Annotated in this window: 11 protein-coding genes, 1 tRNA gene, 1 rRNA gene and 1 other annotated feature; of the genes, 7 read left to right on the top strand and 6 right to left on the bottom strand. The window is 52.0% G+C overall.

Translation table 11 applies throughout. The annotated features are described in order from the left end of the window. Nucleotides 1–210: 210 nt before the first annotated feature. Both H0S68_RS03930 and H0S68_RS03935 read right to left on the bottom strand, forming a co-directional pair. The gene (locus tag H0S68_RS03930) at nucleotides 211–975 is read right to left on the bottom strand and encodes a YdiY family protein (protein WP_020825294.1); all 765 of its coding nucleotides are present in this window, start codon (nucleotides 973–975) and stop codon (nucleotides 211–213) included. 237 nt (nucleotides 976–1212) lie between these two features. Continuing rightward, nucleotides 1213–2559 carry an anaerobic C4-dicarboxylate transporter gene (locus H0S68_RS03935; protein ID WP_201895726.1) on the bottom strand — a complete coding sequence of 449 codons (1347 nt, stop codon included), beginning with the start codon at nucleotides 2557–2559 and terminating at the stop codon, nucleotides 1213–1215. Nucleotides 2560–3202: 643 nt separating this feature from the next. Between H0S68_RS03935 and H0S68_RS03940 the strand changes: the two genes are divergently transcribed. Both H0S68_RS03940 and tyrA read left to right on the top strand, forming a co-directional pair. Continuing rightward, entirely contained in the window at nucleotides 3203–4276 is a 1074-nt protein-coding gene (locus H0S68_RS03940; RefSeq protein ID WP_020825295.1) for a 3-deoxy-7-phosphoheptulonate synthase, read from the top strand. A gap of 6 nt (nucleotides 4277–4282) precedes the next feature. Then, on the top strand, nucleotides 4283–5404 hold the full coding sequence (tyrA, locus tag H0S68_RS03945) for a bifunctional chorismate mutase/prephenate dehydrogenase (protein WP_128864979.1): 1122 nt from the start codon (nucleotides 4283–4285) through the stop codon (nucleotides 5402–5404). Nucleotides 5405–5445: 41 nt separating this feature from the next. Here the strand turns inward: tyrA and pheA are convergent, their stop codons facing one another. The 4 genes from pheA to bamD all read right to left on the bottom strand — a co-directional run bounded on the left by pheA (nucleotide 5446) and on the right by bamD (nucleotide 8278). Beyond that, nucleotides 5446–6603 (bottom strand): bifunctional chorismate mutase/prephenate dehydratase, encoded by a 1158-nt coding sequence (gene pheA / locus H0S68_RS03950; protein ID WP_020825297.1) that lies wholly within the window; start codon nucleotides 6601–6603, stop codon nucleotides 5446–5448. Between the two features lie 42 nt (nucleotides 6604–6645). Beyond that, nucleotides 6646–6772 (bottom strand) — a sequence feature (Phe leader region). Continuing rightward, nucleotides 6724–6771: a pheA operon leader peptide PheL gene (pheL, locus tag H0S68_RS03955; protein ID WP_187962929.1), complete on the bottom strand. Its 48-nt coding sequence runs from the start codon at nucleotides 6769–6771 to the stop codon at nucleotides 6724–6726. It overlaps the preceding feature by 48 nt. Nucleotides 6773–6892: 120 nt before the next feature. Then, complete coding sequence (gene raiA, locus H0S68_RS03960; RefSeq protein WP_020825298.1) at nucleotides 6893–7234, bottom strand: ribosome-associated translation inhibitor RaiA; 342 nt, start codon at nucleotides 7232–7234, stop codon at nucleotides 6893–6895. A 312-nt stretch (nucleotides 7235–7546) separates the two neighbouring features. Further along, nucleotides 7547–8278, bottom strand: a complete 732-nt coding sequence (gene bamD, locus H0S68_RS03965; RefSeq protein ID WP_020825299.1) for an outer membrane protein assembly factor BamD — start codon at nucleotides 8276–8278, stop codon at nucleotides 7547–7549. 131 nt (nucleotides 8279–8409) lie between these two features. Here bamD and rluD point away from each other — a divergent pair, with 131 nt between their 5' ends. From rluD to H0S68_RS03990, 5 genes are all read left to right on the top strand, one after another. Then, the gene (gene rluD / locus H0S68_RS03970; RefSeq protein ID WP_020825300.1) at nucleotides 8410–9387 is read left to right on the top strand and encodes a 23S rRNA pseudouridine(1911/1915/1917) synthase RluD; all 978 of its coding nucleotides are present in this window, start codon (nucleotides 8410–8412) and stop codon (nucleotides 9385–9387) included. Next, nucleotides 9387–10118, top strand: coding sequence for a purine nucleoside phosphorylase YfiH (yfiH, locus tag H0S68_RS03975; RefSeq protein ID WP_128864978.1), 732 nt, complete (start codon nucleotides 9387–9389; stop codon nucleotides 10116–10118). Before rluD ends, yfiH begins: the two co-directional genes overlap by 1 nt. Nucleotides 10119–10248: 130 nt before the next feature. Beyond that, nucleotides 10249–12822, top strand: a complete 2574-nt coding sequence (clpB, locus tag H0S68_RS03980) for an ATP-dependent chaperone ClpB (RefSeq protein WP_020825302.1) — start codon at nucleotides 10249–10251, stop codon at nucleotides 12820–12822. A gap of 562 nt (nucleotides 12823–13384) precedes the next feature. After that, nucleotides 13385–14925: ribosomal RNA gene (locus H0S68_RS03985) — 16S ribosomal RNA — on the top strand. A gap of 145 nt (nucleotides 14926–15070) precedes the next feature. Continuing rightward, nucleotides 15071–15146: transfer RNA gene (locus H0S68_RS03990), tRNA-Glu, on the top strand. Nucleotides 15147–15269: the final 123 nt, after the last annotated feature.

Here is a 15269-nt window from a genome sequence, read left to right on the forward strand (position 1 = left end):
AGTAACGGCTTCAGCCGCGATGATTGAGTTTTCTCATGCTCTGCACCCATTCAATTAATACTGTGTATACATACAGTATTAAGCTATTTGCTAAACTCGTCAATAGTAAACGTTATGTTTTTAGCAAAATGTCTAAATTTGATTTTCAGGCATAAAAAAAGCCCATCAATGATGGGCTTAGTCGTATAACAGGTGCAGAAGTAAGAAGGATTACAAACCGTACACCAGGCTGATAGAAGTGGTGGTGTCGGTATTCTTTGGCGCAGAGGCTGGAGGCTTGCTGTTGTAAGTCACGGTGTAAGCCAGACGCAACGCGAACTTTTCGTTAATGGCGACGCTGAGTGCTGTTTCGGAGTTCAGCGTGGTTTCTTCGTTCGCCAGCGCGGAAACGCCTTCAGAGAACTTGGTATTGTCGGTCAATTGGTACGAATAGTTGGCCGCACCGTAAGCCAGCGCTTTGGTGGAACGCCCACCGCCATGGTATTCGTCGTGACGCACGCCCGGACCGAATTCAACTCGCAGATCGCTAAGCGGCCCATTGAGGATTTGGCGACCATAACCGCCGGTCAGCGTCGAGCGGGAATCATAACCGTTGAAGCGATCGCTCAGCCAGCTCGCCTGACCGAACAGGTAGTTACGATCGGACAGGTTATAACGGGTACGGCCGCCGGCCTGATACTTTTCTGACGAGCGCACGTTGGAGGATGTGGTGTTGTTGGCCGCACCCCACAGGCTATAAGCGGCATCGCTGTTGAACCAGGTCATGCTGGTATTGGCCAACAGGGTAGAGCTTTGTGAGTTGCCTGACTGCGAGTTGTAACCGGCCTGGACGTTGCCTTCAAACGGTTTTTTGGCGGTGGCCGGATCGTCCATCGCGGTGAAAAGCGTATTGTCGGCAAGGGCTGAAACACTGGTGAAAGTCGTTAAGCAGCTAATGAACAGCGGAATAGCGCGGCGAGCGCGTAAAGAGAGCATTTTTGATCCAGTTGTTAAGAGTGGTTATAAGTGATTTCGGTCACATTATATCGGTTCGCCATTGCGACCAAAATAGCGACTATTAGCTTAAGTTTTTAATTTTTCGTCCTCACTTATTCACTTTTCTTCTACTGACTTTTAACCCTGTTAACGGCATAAAATACTGATTGCCATTATTATTTATGTGGTCAATGGTGTGGGCGGCAACGGGGAATACCGTTGCCGTTGGGGAAATGATTACAGGAAGGTGGTGACCAGAAGATATCCGGTGATACAGGAACACAGCACGCCGATCAGGCCAGGAATAATAAAGCTGTGGTTGATGATAAATTTGCCGATGCGCGTTGTTCCAGAACGGTCAAAACCGATGCAGGCCAAATCGCTTGGATAAGTGGGCAAGACGAAGTAACCGTACGCGGCCGGGAAGAAAGCCAGAAGCATTTTGGGGTCGACGCCCAACTGCAGCGCCATTGGGGCAATCGCGGTGAGCGCAGCTGCCTGGCTGTTGACCAGCTTGGAAACCAGGAACAGAACGATCGCGTAAGTCCACGGCTGACTTTTTACCACGTCTTCAAGCAGGAGTTTTAACTCTCCCATATGTGCCTGGAAGAAGGTATCACTCATCCACGCCACGCCGAATACGGAAAAAATAGCGACCATGCCGGCTTTGAAAACCGCACCATTGGCAATATCGCCGGGTTTGACTTTGCAGCCCATCAGAATAACGGCACCGGCGATCAGCATCATCATCTGGATCACCAGATTCATAGACAGCGGTTTCAGTACCCCTTTGGCATTGGCAAAGGAAGGGCGTAAATCAGCAAAAGCCCCCAAGAGCACGACGATGGCGATAGCCGCAAAGAAGATCGCTGTGGACCAGTAAGCCTGCTTGGGGAATCTCTGATTGAGCAGTGTTTCGGTGCTGCCAAAAATATAGGCCCGTTGTTCTGGATCTTTGATTTTTTCCTGGAATTCAGCGTCCTTATCCAGATCTTTACCGCGGCGCAGGCTCCATAAGGCCGCCATTAGCACCCCGACTAATGAAGCCGGGATCGAGACGGCAAGGATTTCTACCAGCGTGTAAGCTTTGCCAATCCCATGTCCTGCGGCAATGATTGAAACCAGAGACACAACGGCCACGGAAACCGGCGAAGCTGTGATGGCCATTTGCGAGGCGACGGAAGCCACGGCCATTGGGCGTTCTGGGCGGATCCCTTTTTTGATGGCGATATCGGAAATGATCGGGAACATGGTGTACACCACATGCCCTGTGCCGCACAGGAACGTCAGAGTCCAGGTGGTGAAAGGAGCAAGCAGCGTGATGTGCTGTGGGTGGCGGCGCAGCAGTCGCTCTGCATATTGCATCATCACGTTCAAACCGCCGGCAGTTTGCAACACTGAAGCACAACCGATTACGGCAAGAATAGTCAGCATAACCTCAACGGGAGGTTTACCTGGTTCCAACCCGAATATAAAACATAAGAGGAATAAACCAATACCGCTTATTAGGCCCAGCCCCATACCGCCAAACCGAGTGCCGACTAATAAGCAGATTATAATAATTAAGAACTGCAAAGTGATCATGATAGTCCCTTGTCAAGAAATGAAAAGCAGCTAACGCTCATACATTCTCAATGCAGGTGATACGGGCTCTGTCTACGCAGATTAACCCTAAAGAGGTGCGAACGAATAACACCATAATTATTTATTTTTCGCGCGATAACTGTGAAGTTCCGCAATATTTATTCAATAGGTTTTACTCATATTTTTGTATTTTAATTAATAGAGGAAAGTAATTGAAAATAAATTGCCGGTTTATTGTTTGTTATTTGTGTTTCAGTTGTTTAATTTTTAGGTGATTTGATTTACCCGTTAAGGTTCTCTGCTGTGGAAAGGGTAAACATCAGGCTTTTGAACGTTCGGTGGATGAGGCATATGGGTCGTTGCGTTTCTAGTGTATCGAATTGTTTACGATTTTGTCGGGTTTTAGCATTTTGGTGTGCAAGGAGGCTTCGTGTAGGTGAAAGTCTTAAAAATAATTAATAATCATTATATTAGGTGATTTTTCGTGTTGTTTTCATGACTTATTTAGCGCTTTTTATTTGTGGTAATTTTTTATTTACACCAAATGGATTGAAATCTTTACATTTCGTGATAGGGTAAGAACCTGAAACGCTCAATGTTCTATCAACGCTTACGCATAACGGCAAACGACAGGAATAGCATCATGCAAAAAGACGCGCTCAATAACGTTCATATCAGTGCAGAACAGATTCTGATTACTCCGGAAGAGCTGAAGAACCAGTTCCCGCTTAGTGCCAGCGACGAGAATGAAATCGCCACGGCACGCAAAACCATCGCCGATATTCTGCAGGGGCGCGATCATCGCCTGCTGGTGGTGTGCGGACCGTGTTCTATTCACGACCCGGATGCGGCACTCGATTACGCCCGTCATTTGAAAACCCTGTCAGCTGAATTGAGCGATCAGCTGTATATCGTTATGCGTGTCTATTTTGAAAAACCTCGTACCACCGTCGGCTGGAAAGGTCTGATTAACGACCCATACATGGACGGTTCGTTTGACGTTGAAGCAGGTCTGCACATTGCGCGTCGCCTGCTGCTGGATCTGGTTGGTATGGGCTTGCCGTTGGCGACCGAAGCGTTGGATCCGAACAGTCCGCAATACCTGGGAGATTTGTTCAGCTGGTCAGCGATTGGTGCGCGCACGACTGAATCACAAACTCACCGTGAGATGGCTTCAGGGCTGTCAATGCCGGTAGGTTTCAAAAACGGTACCGACGGCAGCTTGGGCACGGCGATCAATGCTATGCGCGCCGCGGCAATGCCACACCGTTTTGTCGGTATAAATCAGGCAGGGCAAGTGTGCCTGCTGCAGACGCAGGGTAACCCTGATGGCCATGTGATCCTGCGTGGTGGTAAAACGCCAAACTACAGCGCTGAGGACGTGGCGGCCTGTGAAAAACAGATGCTGGATGCGGGACTCCACCCGTCCTTGATGATAGATTGCAGCCATGGCAACTCGAATAAAGACTATCGCCGTCAACCGGCGGTTGCCGAGTCCGTGGTAGAGCAGATCAAAGCGGGTAACCGTTCGATCACCGGCATCATGCTGGAAAGCCACTTGCACGAAGGCAGCCAGTCTTCTGAGCAACCGCGTGCAGATATGCGCTATGGGGTTTCTGTTACCGACGCCTGTATTAACTGGGAAAGTACAGAGACGCTGCTGCGCCATATGCACCAGGAACTCGGCGCCGCGCTGACGGCACGCACTGGAGAGTAGTAAGTTATGGTGGCTGAACTGACCGCGTTGCGCGATCAAATCGACGAAGTGGATAAGGCGCTGCTGGAGCTGTTGGCTAAACGCCTGCAGTTGGTGGCGGAAGTGGGAGAGGTTAAAAGCCACCATGGCTTACCGGTGTATGTTCCTGAGCGTGAGGCGGCAATGCTGGCCTCACGGCGTCAAGAAGCGGAAAACCTGGGTGTGCCGCCCGATTTGATTGAGGACGTGCTGCGTCGGGTGATGCGCGAGTCTTACGTTAGCGAGAACGACAAAGGCTTTAAAACGCTACATCCGCAACTGCGCCCGATCGTCATTATCGGCGGCAACGGTCAAATGGGGCGGTTGTTTAATCGCTTGCTGACGCTGTCCGGTTACCAGGTCAAAGTGTTGGACCAGGAAGACTGGAATCAGGCTGATACGCTGCTTGCCGATGCCGGAATGGTGATTGTCAGCGTCCCTATTCACGTGACCGAACAGGTGATTGAGCGGTTACCGCCGCTGCCGGCGGACTGTATTCTGGTTGATCTGGCCTCGGTAAAAAATCGCCCGTTGAATGCCATGCTGGCGGCGCACCGCGGCCCAGTGGTGGGGCTACACCCCATGTTTGGCCCAGACGTAGGCAGCGTGGCTAAGCAGGTGGTGGTCTATTGCGATGGCCGCGAACCGAAAGCCTACCAATGGTTGCTCGAACAGCTGCAGGTATGGGGAGCGCGTTTGCACCGTATCAGCGCGGTTGAGCACGATCAGAACATGGCGTTTATTCAGGCGCTGCGTCACTTCGCGACCTTTGCTTATGGTTTGCATCTGGCGGAAGAAAACGTGCAGTTGGAGCAGTTGCTGGCCCTCTCTTCACCGATCTATCGGCTGGAGTTGGCGATGGTCGGGCGGCTGTTTGCTCAAGACCCGCAGCTGTACGCGGATATCATTATGTCTTCCGAAGAGAACATTGCGCTGATCAAGCGTTACTATCAGCGGTTTGGTGAGGCAATAAAACTGTTGGAGCAGGGCGATAAACAGGCGTTTATCCAAAGCTTTCAGAAGGTCGAACATTGGTTTGGCGACTATGCGCAACGTTTCCTGGTGGAAAGCCGTTCGCTGCTACGTCAGGCGAATGACAGTCGCCAATAATGATAAGGGTTCGGTTATGCCGAACCCTTTTTTAATGGTATTCAGGACGGGTTGACTGGCACCACGGTGTCGCTCGGGTAACACCCCAGCACCTTCAGCGAGCGGGTGATTGGCGTCAGATCTCTCAATGCCTTCTGCATCGCCTCAGAACGCAGGTTAGCCTGCACATCGATATAAAACATCTCTTCCCACGGGTTGCCGTTAATCGGGCGCGATTCCAGCTTGGTCATGATGATGCCGTTGTCGCGCAGTACCAGCAGCGCTTCCACCAAGGCACCCGACTGCTGGCCGGTGGCCATAATCAGCGTGGTCTTAGCGGGCACCTGCTCGGAAACTTCGATAGCCTTGCGCGCCAATACGATAAAGCGGGTAATGTTCTGCTGCTGATTGGCCAGGTTATGTTCCAGTACCTGCAGGCCATAGAGCGCACCGCCGGCTTCGCTGCCCAGCGCCGCCGCTTTTGGCGAGTTCAACTTTGCCACTTTTTCCATTGCCGCAGCGGTGCTTTCGCAGTATTCGATTTTCCAGTGCGGGTAGCGATTAATAAACTGGCTGCACTGTTGGAAAGGTTGCGGGTGGCTATATACGGTTTCGATCTGATCAAGGTCGGTATCGCTGGCGATCAGCACACAGTGATCGATAGGGTTAGTCAGTTCGCCGACGATCGACAAACTGGTGTGTTGCAGCAGGTCGTAAACGTCATTAATCGAGCCGGAGCTGGTGTTTTCGATCGGCAGGATGGCGTAATCCGCCTGGCCGGTTTCAACCTGGGTGAAGATATCCTGGAATTTCTGGCAACCGCACTCGATCAACTGATCGAAATGGCGAGCAGCATATTGGCGGGCCGCCAGGTGTGAGTAAGAGCCTTTCGGGCCAAGGAACGCAATACGGGCAGAATGCTGGCTGATTTGGTTGAGCTGGTGCTGCAGCAGCGCCTGCTGAGTCAGTACGGAGTCTTCGATAATCAGTTGAAACAGACGGGTGACGTAGAATCCATCCAGATCGTACGGCTTGGCTGCGGCGATCAGGGCGTCCAGTAGGTCGCGTTCACGCTCTTTATCACGGATTGGCCGATGAGAGTGCAACTTGGTTTTACCTACTTCTACCGCCAGCTCACGGCGTTCTGCCAGCAAGGACAGCAGTTTCAGATCCAGTGCGCTGATGCGTTGGCGCAGCACGAGTAACGGGTTGTCGGTCATAATCAGCTTCTGCCTTATATTTTTATACGTCGTAAAATAGCCATAAAAAAAGCCCCCTGATTTCAGGAGGCTTTGCTGTTCGTCTTCGCATTCTTTATCACACGACGAAACGCCTCCCAATCAGGGGAAGGTAAAAAAGAATGCGAAGAAAAACGGTTTACGGACCATGTACTATCCAAAGTGTGTGAGACAGGTTTTAAAGTAACCGCAGGTTTTTATCTCGTCAATAAAAAAACCAGACAAAAAACGCGCCCTCAGGCGCGTTTGATGTGAAACAACCGCTAAACGGTTATTCCTGTTCCGGCTCCACTTCCGGAACGATGTCCTTCACGCTGGCGGCGGCACGGCGTGCTTCGCCTTTGTGCTGCACCTTGTTCAACTGACGCTCCAGCTTGGCGATCAGTTCGTTAACGGCGGTATACATGTCTTCATGTTTTGCGCTGGCGACCAGCGGGCCGTTAGGTGTGGTAATGGTGGCGTCGGCAACAAACCCTTTCGGTTCTTTGGATAAGACGATATGCGGGTTAATCAGTTGGGCCTGCCATTTTTCCAGTTTGGTGAGACGGTCTTCGACGTGACTGCGGATTGCGGGAGTGATATCCATTTGTTTGCTGGTAATGTTCAATGTCATATAACTTACCTCTCTGTCTTTCCGTCTTGGATGAGTCCAGCATACCCCGCTTTTTGCTGAAATGCGTGATGAAAATCACGTTTTTTTGTCACTTTTTGCAAAGTTAGTTCAATCTGTGATTCAGCATCTGAAATGGCCATCTAACGCTTGAGTCTTGGAAGCGGAACGCGCATTATTGAAAGGATAAGCGGTGTTGCAGTCTTGCTAACATCGTGTTTTTGCTTGTGTATTTATCCGGGTCTGGGTGAATTTACAGCAAATAAAAACGGCAGCCGAAGCTGCCGTTTTGTTTTCCTGCCGTTACCCATCAGACTATGCCGGGTTGGCGCTAATCACTTTGGCCACTTTGTCGGCCTGGCCGTTCAGTTGCAACTGCTTGTACGCATTTTCCATCAGCGGCAGCGCGTCGCGCGTCGCTTGAGTATCAGGGAATTCACGCAGCATCTGTTCAGCACGATTAACGACCGCGACGTAGGCACCGCGTTTAGTGTAGTATTCCACCACCGAAAGCTCATACTTGGCCAGGCGGTCTTTCAGATACACCAGACGCTTGTTGGCATCGGTTACATACTGGCTGTTCGGGTACTGCTGAATCAGCTGGCTGAAATCGCGAAATGCAGCGCGAGCATGCTGTGGATCGCGGTCTGAACGATCGACCCCGAAGAAGCCTTGCAGTGCACTGTCATCCAACGCCATATCGGTCAGGCCACGCATATACATCACGTAGTCGATGTTTGGGTGCGTTGGGTTCAGACGCATGAAACGATCGATAGATGCCTGAGCCATAGGTAAATCGGCAGATTTATAGTAGGCATAAATCAGGTCCAACTGTACCTGCTGAGAGTAGGGTCCGAAAGGATAGCGGTTATCTAACGCTTCGAGTTGCGTAATCGCGCCCTTAAAGTTACCGTCCTGCAGTTTTTGCTGGGCAGTAGCATAGATTTCCGAAGGCGGGTTGTCGGGAACCGCATCCTTGGATGTGGAGCAACCTGCCAGCGCCAGGCTCAACGTGGCTGCCGCCACCAGATATTTCATACGCGTCATGACGTTTTGATTATCCTCAGGGTGTTATTCCGGGAGACTGTCCGTTAAGCTCCCGACAAAGACCAGTTACAATAGCACATTATATTAAACGGCATCGCCGTGAAAACCCAACGTTAACGAAGAAGCTGCATATGGCACAACAAGTACAACTCACCGCAACGGTGGCCGAATCTCAACTCGGACAACGTTTAGATCAGGCTTTGGCCGAATTGTTCCCTGATTATTCACGATCTCGCATAAAAGATTGGATCCTGGACGATCGGGTGCAGGTCAATGGCAAAACGATAAACAAACCGAAAGAGAAGGTGCTGGGGGGAGAGACGGTCGCCATTGATGCACAGATAGAAGAAGAGGCCCGTTGGGAACCGCAGGACATTGCGCTGAATATCGTCTACGAAGATAGCGACATTTTGGTCATCAACAAGCCGCGCGACCTGGTTGTGCATCCTGGCGCCGGTAACCCGGATGGCACGGTGCTCAATGCGTTGCTGCATTACTATCCTGAAATCGCCGACGTACCGCGTGCCGGTATCGTGCACCGTTTGGACAAGGACACGACCGGTCTGATGGTAGTGGCGAAAACCGTTCCGGCGCAGACCCGGTTGGTAGAAGCGTTGCAGGCACGTGAAATCACCCGTGAATACGAAGCTGTCGCCATCGGTACCATGACCGCCGGCGGTACCGTCGAAGAGCCGATTTCGCGCCATTCAACCAAACGTACCCACATGGCGGTCCACCCGATGGGTAAACCGGCGGTGACGCATTACCGCATTATGGAACACTTCCGCGCACACACTCGCCTGCGTCTGCGTCTGGAAACCGGCCGTACCCACCAGATCCGTGTGCATATGTCGCACATTAACCACCCGCTGGTGGGCGATCAGCTGTACGGTGGTCGTCCACGTCCGCCAAAAGGGGCTTCGGAGGCATTCATTGCCACACTGCGCGGTTTCGATCGCCAGGCACTGCACGCCACCATGCTGCGTTTATATCATCCAATCAGCGGTATCCAGATGGAGTGGCATGCGCCGTTGCCGCAGGATATGGTCGATCTGATTAACGCACTGAAGCTCGATACCGAAGAATTCAAAGATCAGATGAACTGGTAATGGATTCGCTTATCTTGCCCGATTGGCCACTGCCTGCAGGGGTAAAAGCCTGCAGCAGCACCCGTAACGGTGGCGTAAGTCGGCCGCCGTACGGTTCGCTCAATCTCGGCACTCACGTGGGTGACGAGACTCAGGCGGTGGCGGATAACCGTCAACGTCTGGTCGCGGCGGCGAACCTGCCGCAGATGCCAGTCTGGCTGGAGCAAGTGCATGGCACGCGCGTGGTGCGACTGGATGGGCAAACGCCTGTCGATTTGCAAGCGGACGCGGTTTACAGCAATGTGTCAGGGCAGGTGTGCGCAGTGATGACAGCAGACTGCTTGCCGGTTTTATTCTGCTCGCAGTCTGGTGATGAAGTCGCTGCAGCTCATGCCGGTTGGCGTGGATTGTGCAACGGCGTGCTGGAGCAGACTTTAGCGGCGTTTTCCACTCAGCCTGCAGGCATCAGCGTTTGGCTCGGCCCGGCGATCGGCCCGCAGCAGTTTGAGGTAGGGCCGGAGGTCCGCGCGGCATTTATTGCTGTTGATCCCGGCGCTGAGCTGGCTTTTGCCCCTCGCGGCGATAAATACCTCGCAGATATCTATTTACTGGCTCGTCAGCGTCTACAACGCGCAGGGGTTCATGCTATCTATGGCGGAGACCGTTGTACGGTGAGCGAAATCAGTCATTTTTTCTCCTATCGACGCGACGGAATAACCGGACGTCTGGCAAGTTTAATCTGGCTGATATAACCTATTGAATTAGGACGGTCCAACGGCGCATGATGTAGTACCGAAAATATACAGTCGAAATAACCTTGAAAATTTGAGGGATGACCTCATTTAATCTCCAGTAGCAATTTCGACCAATCTTGGAGGTGTTATGCGTCTGGATCGTCTTACTAACAAATTCCAGCTTGCCCTCGCCGATGCCCAATCTCTAGCCCTTGGGCGCGACAACCAATTTATTGAACCGTTACATCTGATGAGCGCTCTGCTCAATCAGGATGGGGGCACGGTTCGCCCATTATTAACTTCTGCCGGTATCGATGCTGGGCGCGTGCGCACCGAGATCGAACAGGCCTTGTCTCGTCTGCCTCAAGTTGAAGGTACCGGTGGTGACGTTCAACCGTCGCATGAGCTGGTGCGTGTCCTGAATTTGTGCGACAAGCTGGCACAAAAGCGGGCGGACAAATTTATCTCATCCGAACTCTTTGTTCTGGCGGTGCTTGAAGATCGCGGTAACTTGACCGATCTGTTGAAAGCAGCCGGTGCAACGACCGATAAAATCAGTAAGGCCATTGAGCAAATGCGAGGCGGTGATAGCGTGGAAGATCAAGGTGCTGAAGACCAACGTCAGGCGTTGAAGAAATACACTATCGATCTGACCGAGCGTGCTGAGCAGGGCAAACTGGACCCGGTTATCGGCCGTGACGAAGAGATACGCCGTACCATTCAGGTGCTGCAACGTCGTACCAAAAACAACCCTGTGTTGATCGGCGAACCTGGCGTGGGTAAAACCGCCATCGTCGAAGGCCTGGCTCAGCGCATCATCAATGGCGAAGTGCCGGAAGGTTTGAAGCATAAGCGCGTGTTGTCCCTCGATATGGGGGCGTTGATCGCTGGTGCTAAATATCGCGGCGAGTTTGAAGAGCGTCTGAAAGCCGTTTTGAGCGATCTGTCTAAACAGGAAGGCAGCGTCATCCTGTTTATAGATGAGCTGCACACAATGGTTGGTGCAGGTAAAGCCGATGGTGCGATGGATGCGGGCAATATGTTGAAACCTGCGTTGGCACGCGGGGAGCTTCACTGTGTCGGCGCGACAACTCTCGACGAATATCGTCAATATATAGAGAAGGACGCGGCGCTTGAACGTCGTTTCCAGAAAGTGTTTGTCGCCGAACCCAGTGTTGAAGACACCATCGCTATCTTGCGCGGTTTGAAAGAACGTTATGAACTGCATCACCACGTGCAGATCACCGACCCGGCAATCGTTGCGGCGGCGACGCTGTCGCACCGCTATATTTCCGATCGTCAACTGCCGGATAAGGCCATTGACCTGATTGATGAGGCGGCGTCCAGCATTCGCATGCAGATGGACTCCAAGCCGGAATCGCTCGATCGCCTTGAGCGCCGGATTATTCAGCTCAAGCTGGAGCAGCAAGCCTTGAGTAAAGAGTCGGACGACGCCAGCAAGAAACGCCTGGAAATGCTGAGCGGTGAGCTGGAGCAGAAAGAACGCGAGTATTCAGAGCTGGAAGAAGAGTGGAAAGCGGAAAAAGCTTCGCTCTCCGGCACGCAAAATATTAAAGCGGATCTTGAGCAGGCCAAAATCAGCCTGGAGCAGGCGCGTCGCGTTGGCGACCTGGGGCGGATGTCGGAGCTGCAGTACGGCAAGATCCCAGAGCTGGAAAAACAGCTTGCCGCTGCCACGCTGGCCGAAGGCAAGACTATGAAACTGCTGCGTAACCGGGTGACCGACGCAGAAATCGCTGAAGTGCTGGCGCGCGCTACCGGTATTCCTGTCGCCAGAATGCTGGAAGGCGAACGGGATAAGCTGTTACGTCTGGAACAAGAGCTGCATTCGCGGGTCATTGGCCAGAACGAAGCGGTGAGCGCGGTATCCAACGCGATCCGTCGTAGCCGTGCCGGGCTGTCAGATCCGAACCGACCTATCGGTTCGTTCCTGTTCCTCGGTCCGACCGGGGTAGGTAAAACCGAACTGTGTAAAGCGTTGGCTTCGTTCCTGTTCGACAGCGACGACGCTATGGTGCGTATCGATATGTCCGAGTTTATGGAGAAACATTCGGTATCGCGGCTGGTGGGGGCGCCTCCAGGTTATGTCGGTTATGAAGAGGGCGGTTATCTGACCGAGGCAGTGCGTCGCAGACCTTATTCAGTGATCCTGCTGGATGAAGTGGAGAAAGCGCACCCGGATGTGTTCAACATCCTGCTGCAGGTATTGGATGATGGCCGCCTGACCGATGGTCAAGGCCGTACCGTCGATTTCCGCAATACGGTGGTGATCATGACTTCCAACCTGGGGTCTGATCTGATCCAGGAACACTTTGGTCAGATGAACTATACGCAGATGAAAGAATCGGTAATGGAAATGGTAACGCACCACTTCCGCCCGGAATTCATCAACCGTATAGATGAGGTGGTAGTGTTCCACCCGCTCGGTCAGAAACACATCGCCGAGATCGCCAAGATTCAGTTGGCACGTCTGTACAAACGTTTGGAAGAGCGTGGTTACGAAGTGACTATGACCGAACCGGCGTTGGAGCTGTTGGGCAAAACCGGTTTCGATCCTGTGTATGGGGCTCGTCCACTGAAACGAGCTATTCAGCAGGAGATCGAGAACCCGCTGGCGCAGCAAATTCTTTCCGGCAAGCTGATCCCGGGTATACCGGTGACGCTGGATGTGGAAGACGAGCATATCGTCGCCAAACAGTAACGGCTGTCTATTATCTATATAGTGATTACGATGAAAGGGAGCGGGCGACCGCTCCCTTTTTTATCGGCTTTCGTCGGGTTTAAGCTGTTTGCCCTGGCAATGGCGCTAAAACCCCGTAATTTCGTCTAATAAATATCCTAAAATGGCTTTATTGGTGGTTATTTGAGCGCTTGAAAAGTTTTTTGCATTTAGGGGTTGCGGCCTTCTGAGAACTCCCTATAATGCGCCTCCACTGACCGGGAACAACGACTCCTCTAACGAGAACCAGTCGCCCAGCCAGAAAGATTCAAGCCGGTGAAAACACCGTTTCTTAATAAGAAAAAAGCTTGACTCTTCAGGTGAAAAGCGTAATATACGCCACCTCGAGTTAGCAACCTAACTCACTGCTCTTTAACAATTTATCAGACAATCTGTGTGGGCACTCCACAAGACGATATCCAGAACCTTCGGGTTCAAAAAAATATCAAGTCTTGAAGAGTGACCAAGCAGTAATTCATTTAGTTGAATTATTACGAAAGTTATTTTCGAGCATCGCTTCACGAGTTGAAGCAAATCAAGCTTTTAATTGAAGAGTTTGATCATGGCTCAGATTGAACGCTGGCGGCAGGCCTAACACATGCAAGTCGAGCGGTAGCACAGGGAGCTTGCTCCTGGGTGACGAGCGGCGGACGGGTGAGTAATGTCTGGGAAACTGCCTGATGGAGGGGGATAACTACTGGAAACGGTAGCTAATACCGCATAACGTCTACGGACCAAAGTGGGGGACCTTCGGGCCTCATGCCATCAGATGTGCCCAGATGGGATTAGCTAGTAGGTGGGGTAATGGCTCACCTAGGCGACGATCCCTAGCTGGTCTGAGAGGATGACCAGCCACACTGGAACTGAGACACGGTCCAGACTCCTACGGGAGGCAGCAGTGGGGAATATTGCACAATGGGCGCAAGCCTGATGCAGCCATGCCGCGTGTGTGAAGAAGGCCTTCGGGTTGTAAAGCACTTTCAGCGAGGAGGAAGGGTAGTGTGTTAATAGCACATTGCATTGACGTTACTCGCAGAAGAAGCACCGGCTAACTCCGTGCCAGCAGCCGCGGTAATACGGAGGGTGCAAGCGTTAATCGGAATTACTGGGCGTAAAGCGCACGCAGGCGGTTTGTTAAGTCAGATGTGAAATCCCCGCGCTTAACGTGGGAACTGCATTTGAAACTGGCAAGCTAGAGTCTTGTAGAGGGGGGTAGAATTCCAGGTGTAGCGGTGAAATGCGTAGAGATCTGGAGGAATACCGGTGGCGAAGGCGGCCCCCTGGACAAAGACTGACGCTCAGGTGCGAAAGCGTGGGGAGCAAACAGGATTAGATACCCTGGTAGTCCACGCTGTAAACGATGTCGACTTGGAGGTTGTGCCCTTGAGGCGTGGCTTCCGGAGCTAACGCGTTAAGTCGACCGCCTGGGGAGTACGGCCGCAAGGTTAAAACTCAAATGAATTGACGGGGGCCCGCACAAGCGGTGGAGCATGTGGTTTAATTCGATGCAACGCGAAGAACCTTACCTACTCTTGACATCCAGAGAATTCGCTAGAGATAGCTTAGTGCCTTCGGGAACTCTGAGACAGGTGCTGCATGGCTGTCGTCAGCTCGTGTTGTGAAATGTTGGGTTAAGTCCCGCAACGAGCGCAACCCTTATCCTTTGTTGCCAGCACGTAATGGTGGGAACTCAAAGGAGACTGCCGGTGATAAACCGGAGGAAGGTGGGGATGACGTCAAGTCATCATGGCCCTTACGAGTAGGGCTACACACGTGCTACAATGGCGTATACAAAGAGAAGCGAACTCGCGAGAGCAAGCGGACCTCATAAAGTACGTCGTAGTCCGGATCGGAGTCTGCAACTCGACTCCGTGAAGTCGGAATCGCTAGTAATCGTAGATCAGAATGCTACGGTGAATACGTTCCCGGGCCTTGTACACACCGCCCGTCACACCATGGGAGTGGGTTGCAAAAGAAGTAGGTAGCTTAACCTTCGGGAGGGCGCTTACCACTTTGTGATTCATGACTGGGGTGAAGTCGTAACAAGGTAACCGTAGGGGAACCTGCGGTTGGATCACCTCCTTACCTAATGATATTGATTCGCGTGAAGTGCTCACACAGATTGTCTGATAGAAACGTAATGAGCAAAAGCGCTACCTGTTGATGTAATGAGTCACTGACTCATGCTGATACGAACCGATTAAGACAGTCAGTTTAATCGGATTTTCGTGTCCCCATCGTCTAGAGGCCTAGGACACTGCCCTTTCACGGCTGTAACAGGGGTTCGAATCCCCTTGGGGACGCCATCCGATAATGAGTGAAAGACATTATCACCGGTTCTTGGAACCGAAAACATCTTAAAGATGACTCTTGCGAGTCGTGTTTAAGATATTGCTCTTTAACAATCTGGAACAAGCTGAAAATTGAAA

It is taken from the genome of Serratia sp. AXJ-M (assembly GCF_046531865.1).
In the GTDB taxonomy this organism is placed as follows: Bacteria; Pseudomonadota; Gammaproteobacteria; order Enterobacterales; family Enterobacteriaceae; genus Serratia; species Serratia liquefaciens.

Bases quoted from the DNA above. Each gene is read 5' to 3' on its own strand.
- clpB (WP_020825302.1), top strand. From the start codon at position 10,249: ATGCGTCTGGATCGTCTTACTAACAAATTCCAGCTTGCCCTCGCCGAT.
- rluD (WP_020825300.1), top strand. From the start codon at position 8,410: ATGGCACAACAAGTACAACTCACCGCAACGGTGGCCGAATCTCAACTC.
- H0S68_RS03930 (WP_020825294.1), bottom strand. From the start codon at position 975: ATGCTCTCTTTACGCGCTCGCCGCGCTATTCCGCTGTTCATTAGCTGC.
- pheA (WP_020825297.1), bottom strand. From the start codon at position 6,603: ATGACCGACAACCCGTTACTCGTGCTGCGCCAACGCATCAGCGCACTG.
- tyrA (WP_128864979.1), top strand. From the start codon at position 4,283: ATGGTGGCTGAACTGACCGCGTTGCGCGATCAAATCGACGAAGTGGAT.
- yfiH (WP_128864978.1), top strand. From the start codon at position 9,387: ATGGATTCGCTTATCTTGCCCGATTGGCCACTGCCTGCAGGGGTAAAA.
- raiA (WP_020825298.1), bottom strand. From the start codon at position 7,234: ATGACATTGAACATTACCAGCAAACAAATGGATATCACTCCCGCAATC.
- H0S68_RS03940 (WP_020825295.1), top strand. From the start codon at position 3,203: ATGCAAAAAGACGCGCTCAATAACGTTCATATCAGTGCAGAACAGATT.
- bamD (WP_020825299.1), bottom strand. From the start codon at position 8,278: ATGACGCGTATGAAATATCTGGTGGCGGCAGCCACGTTGAGCCTGGCG.
- H0S68_RS03935 (WP_201895726.1), bottom strand. From the start codon at position 2,559: ATGATCACTTTGCAGTTCTTAATTATTATAATCTGCTTATTAGTCGGC.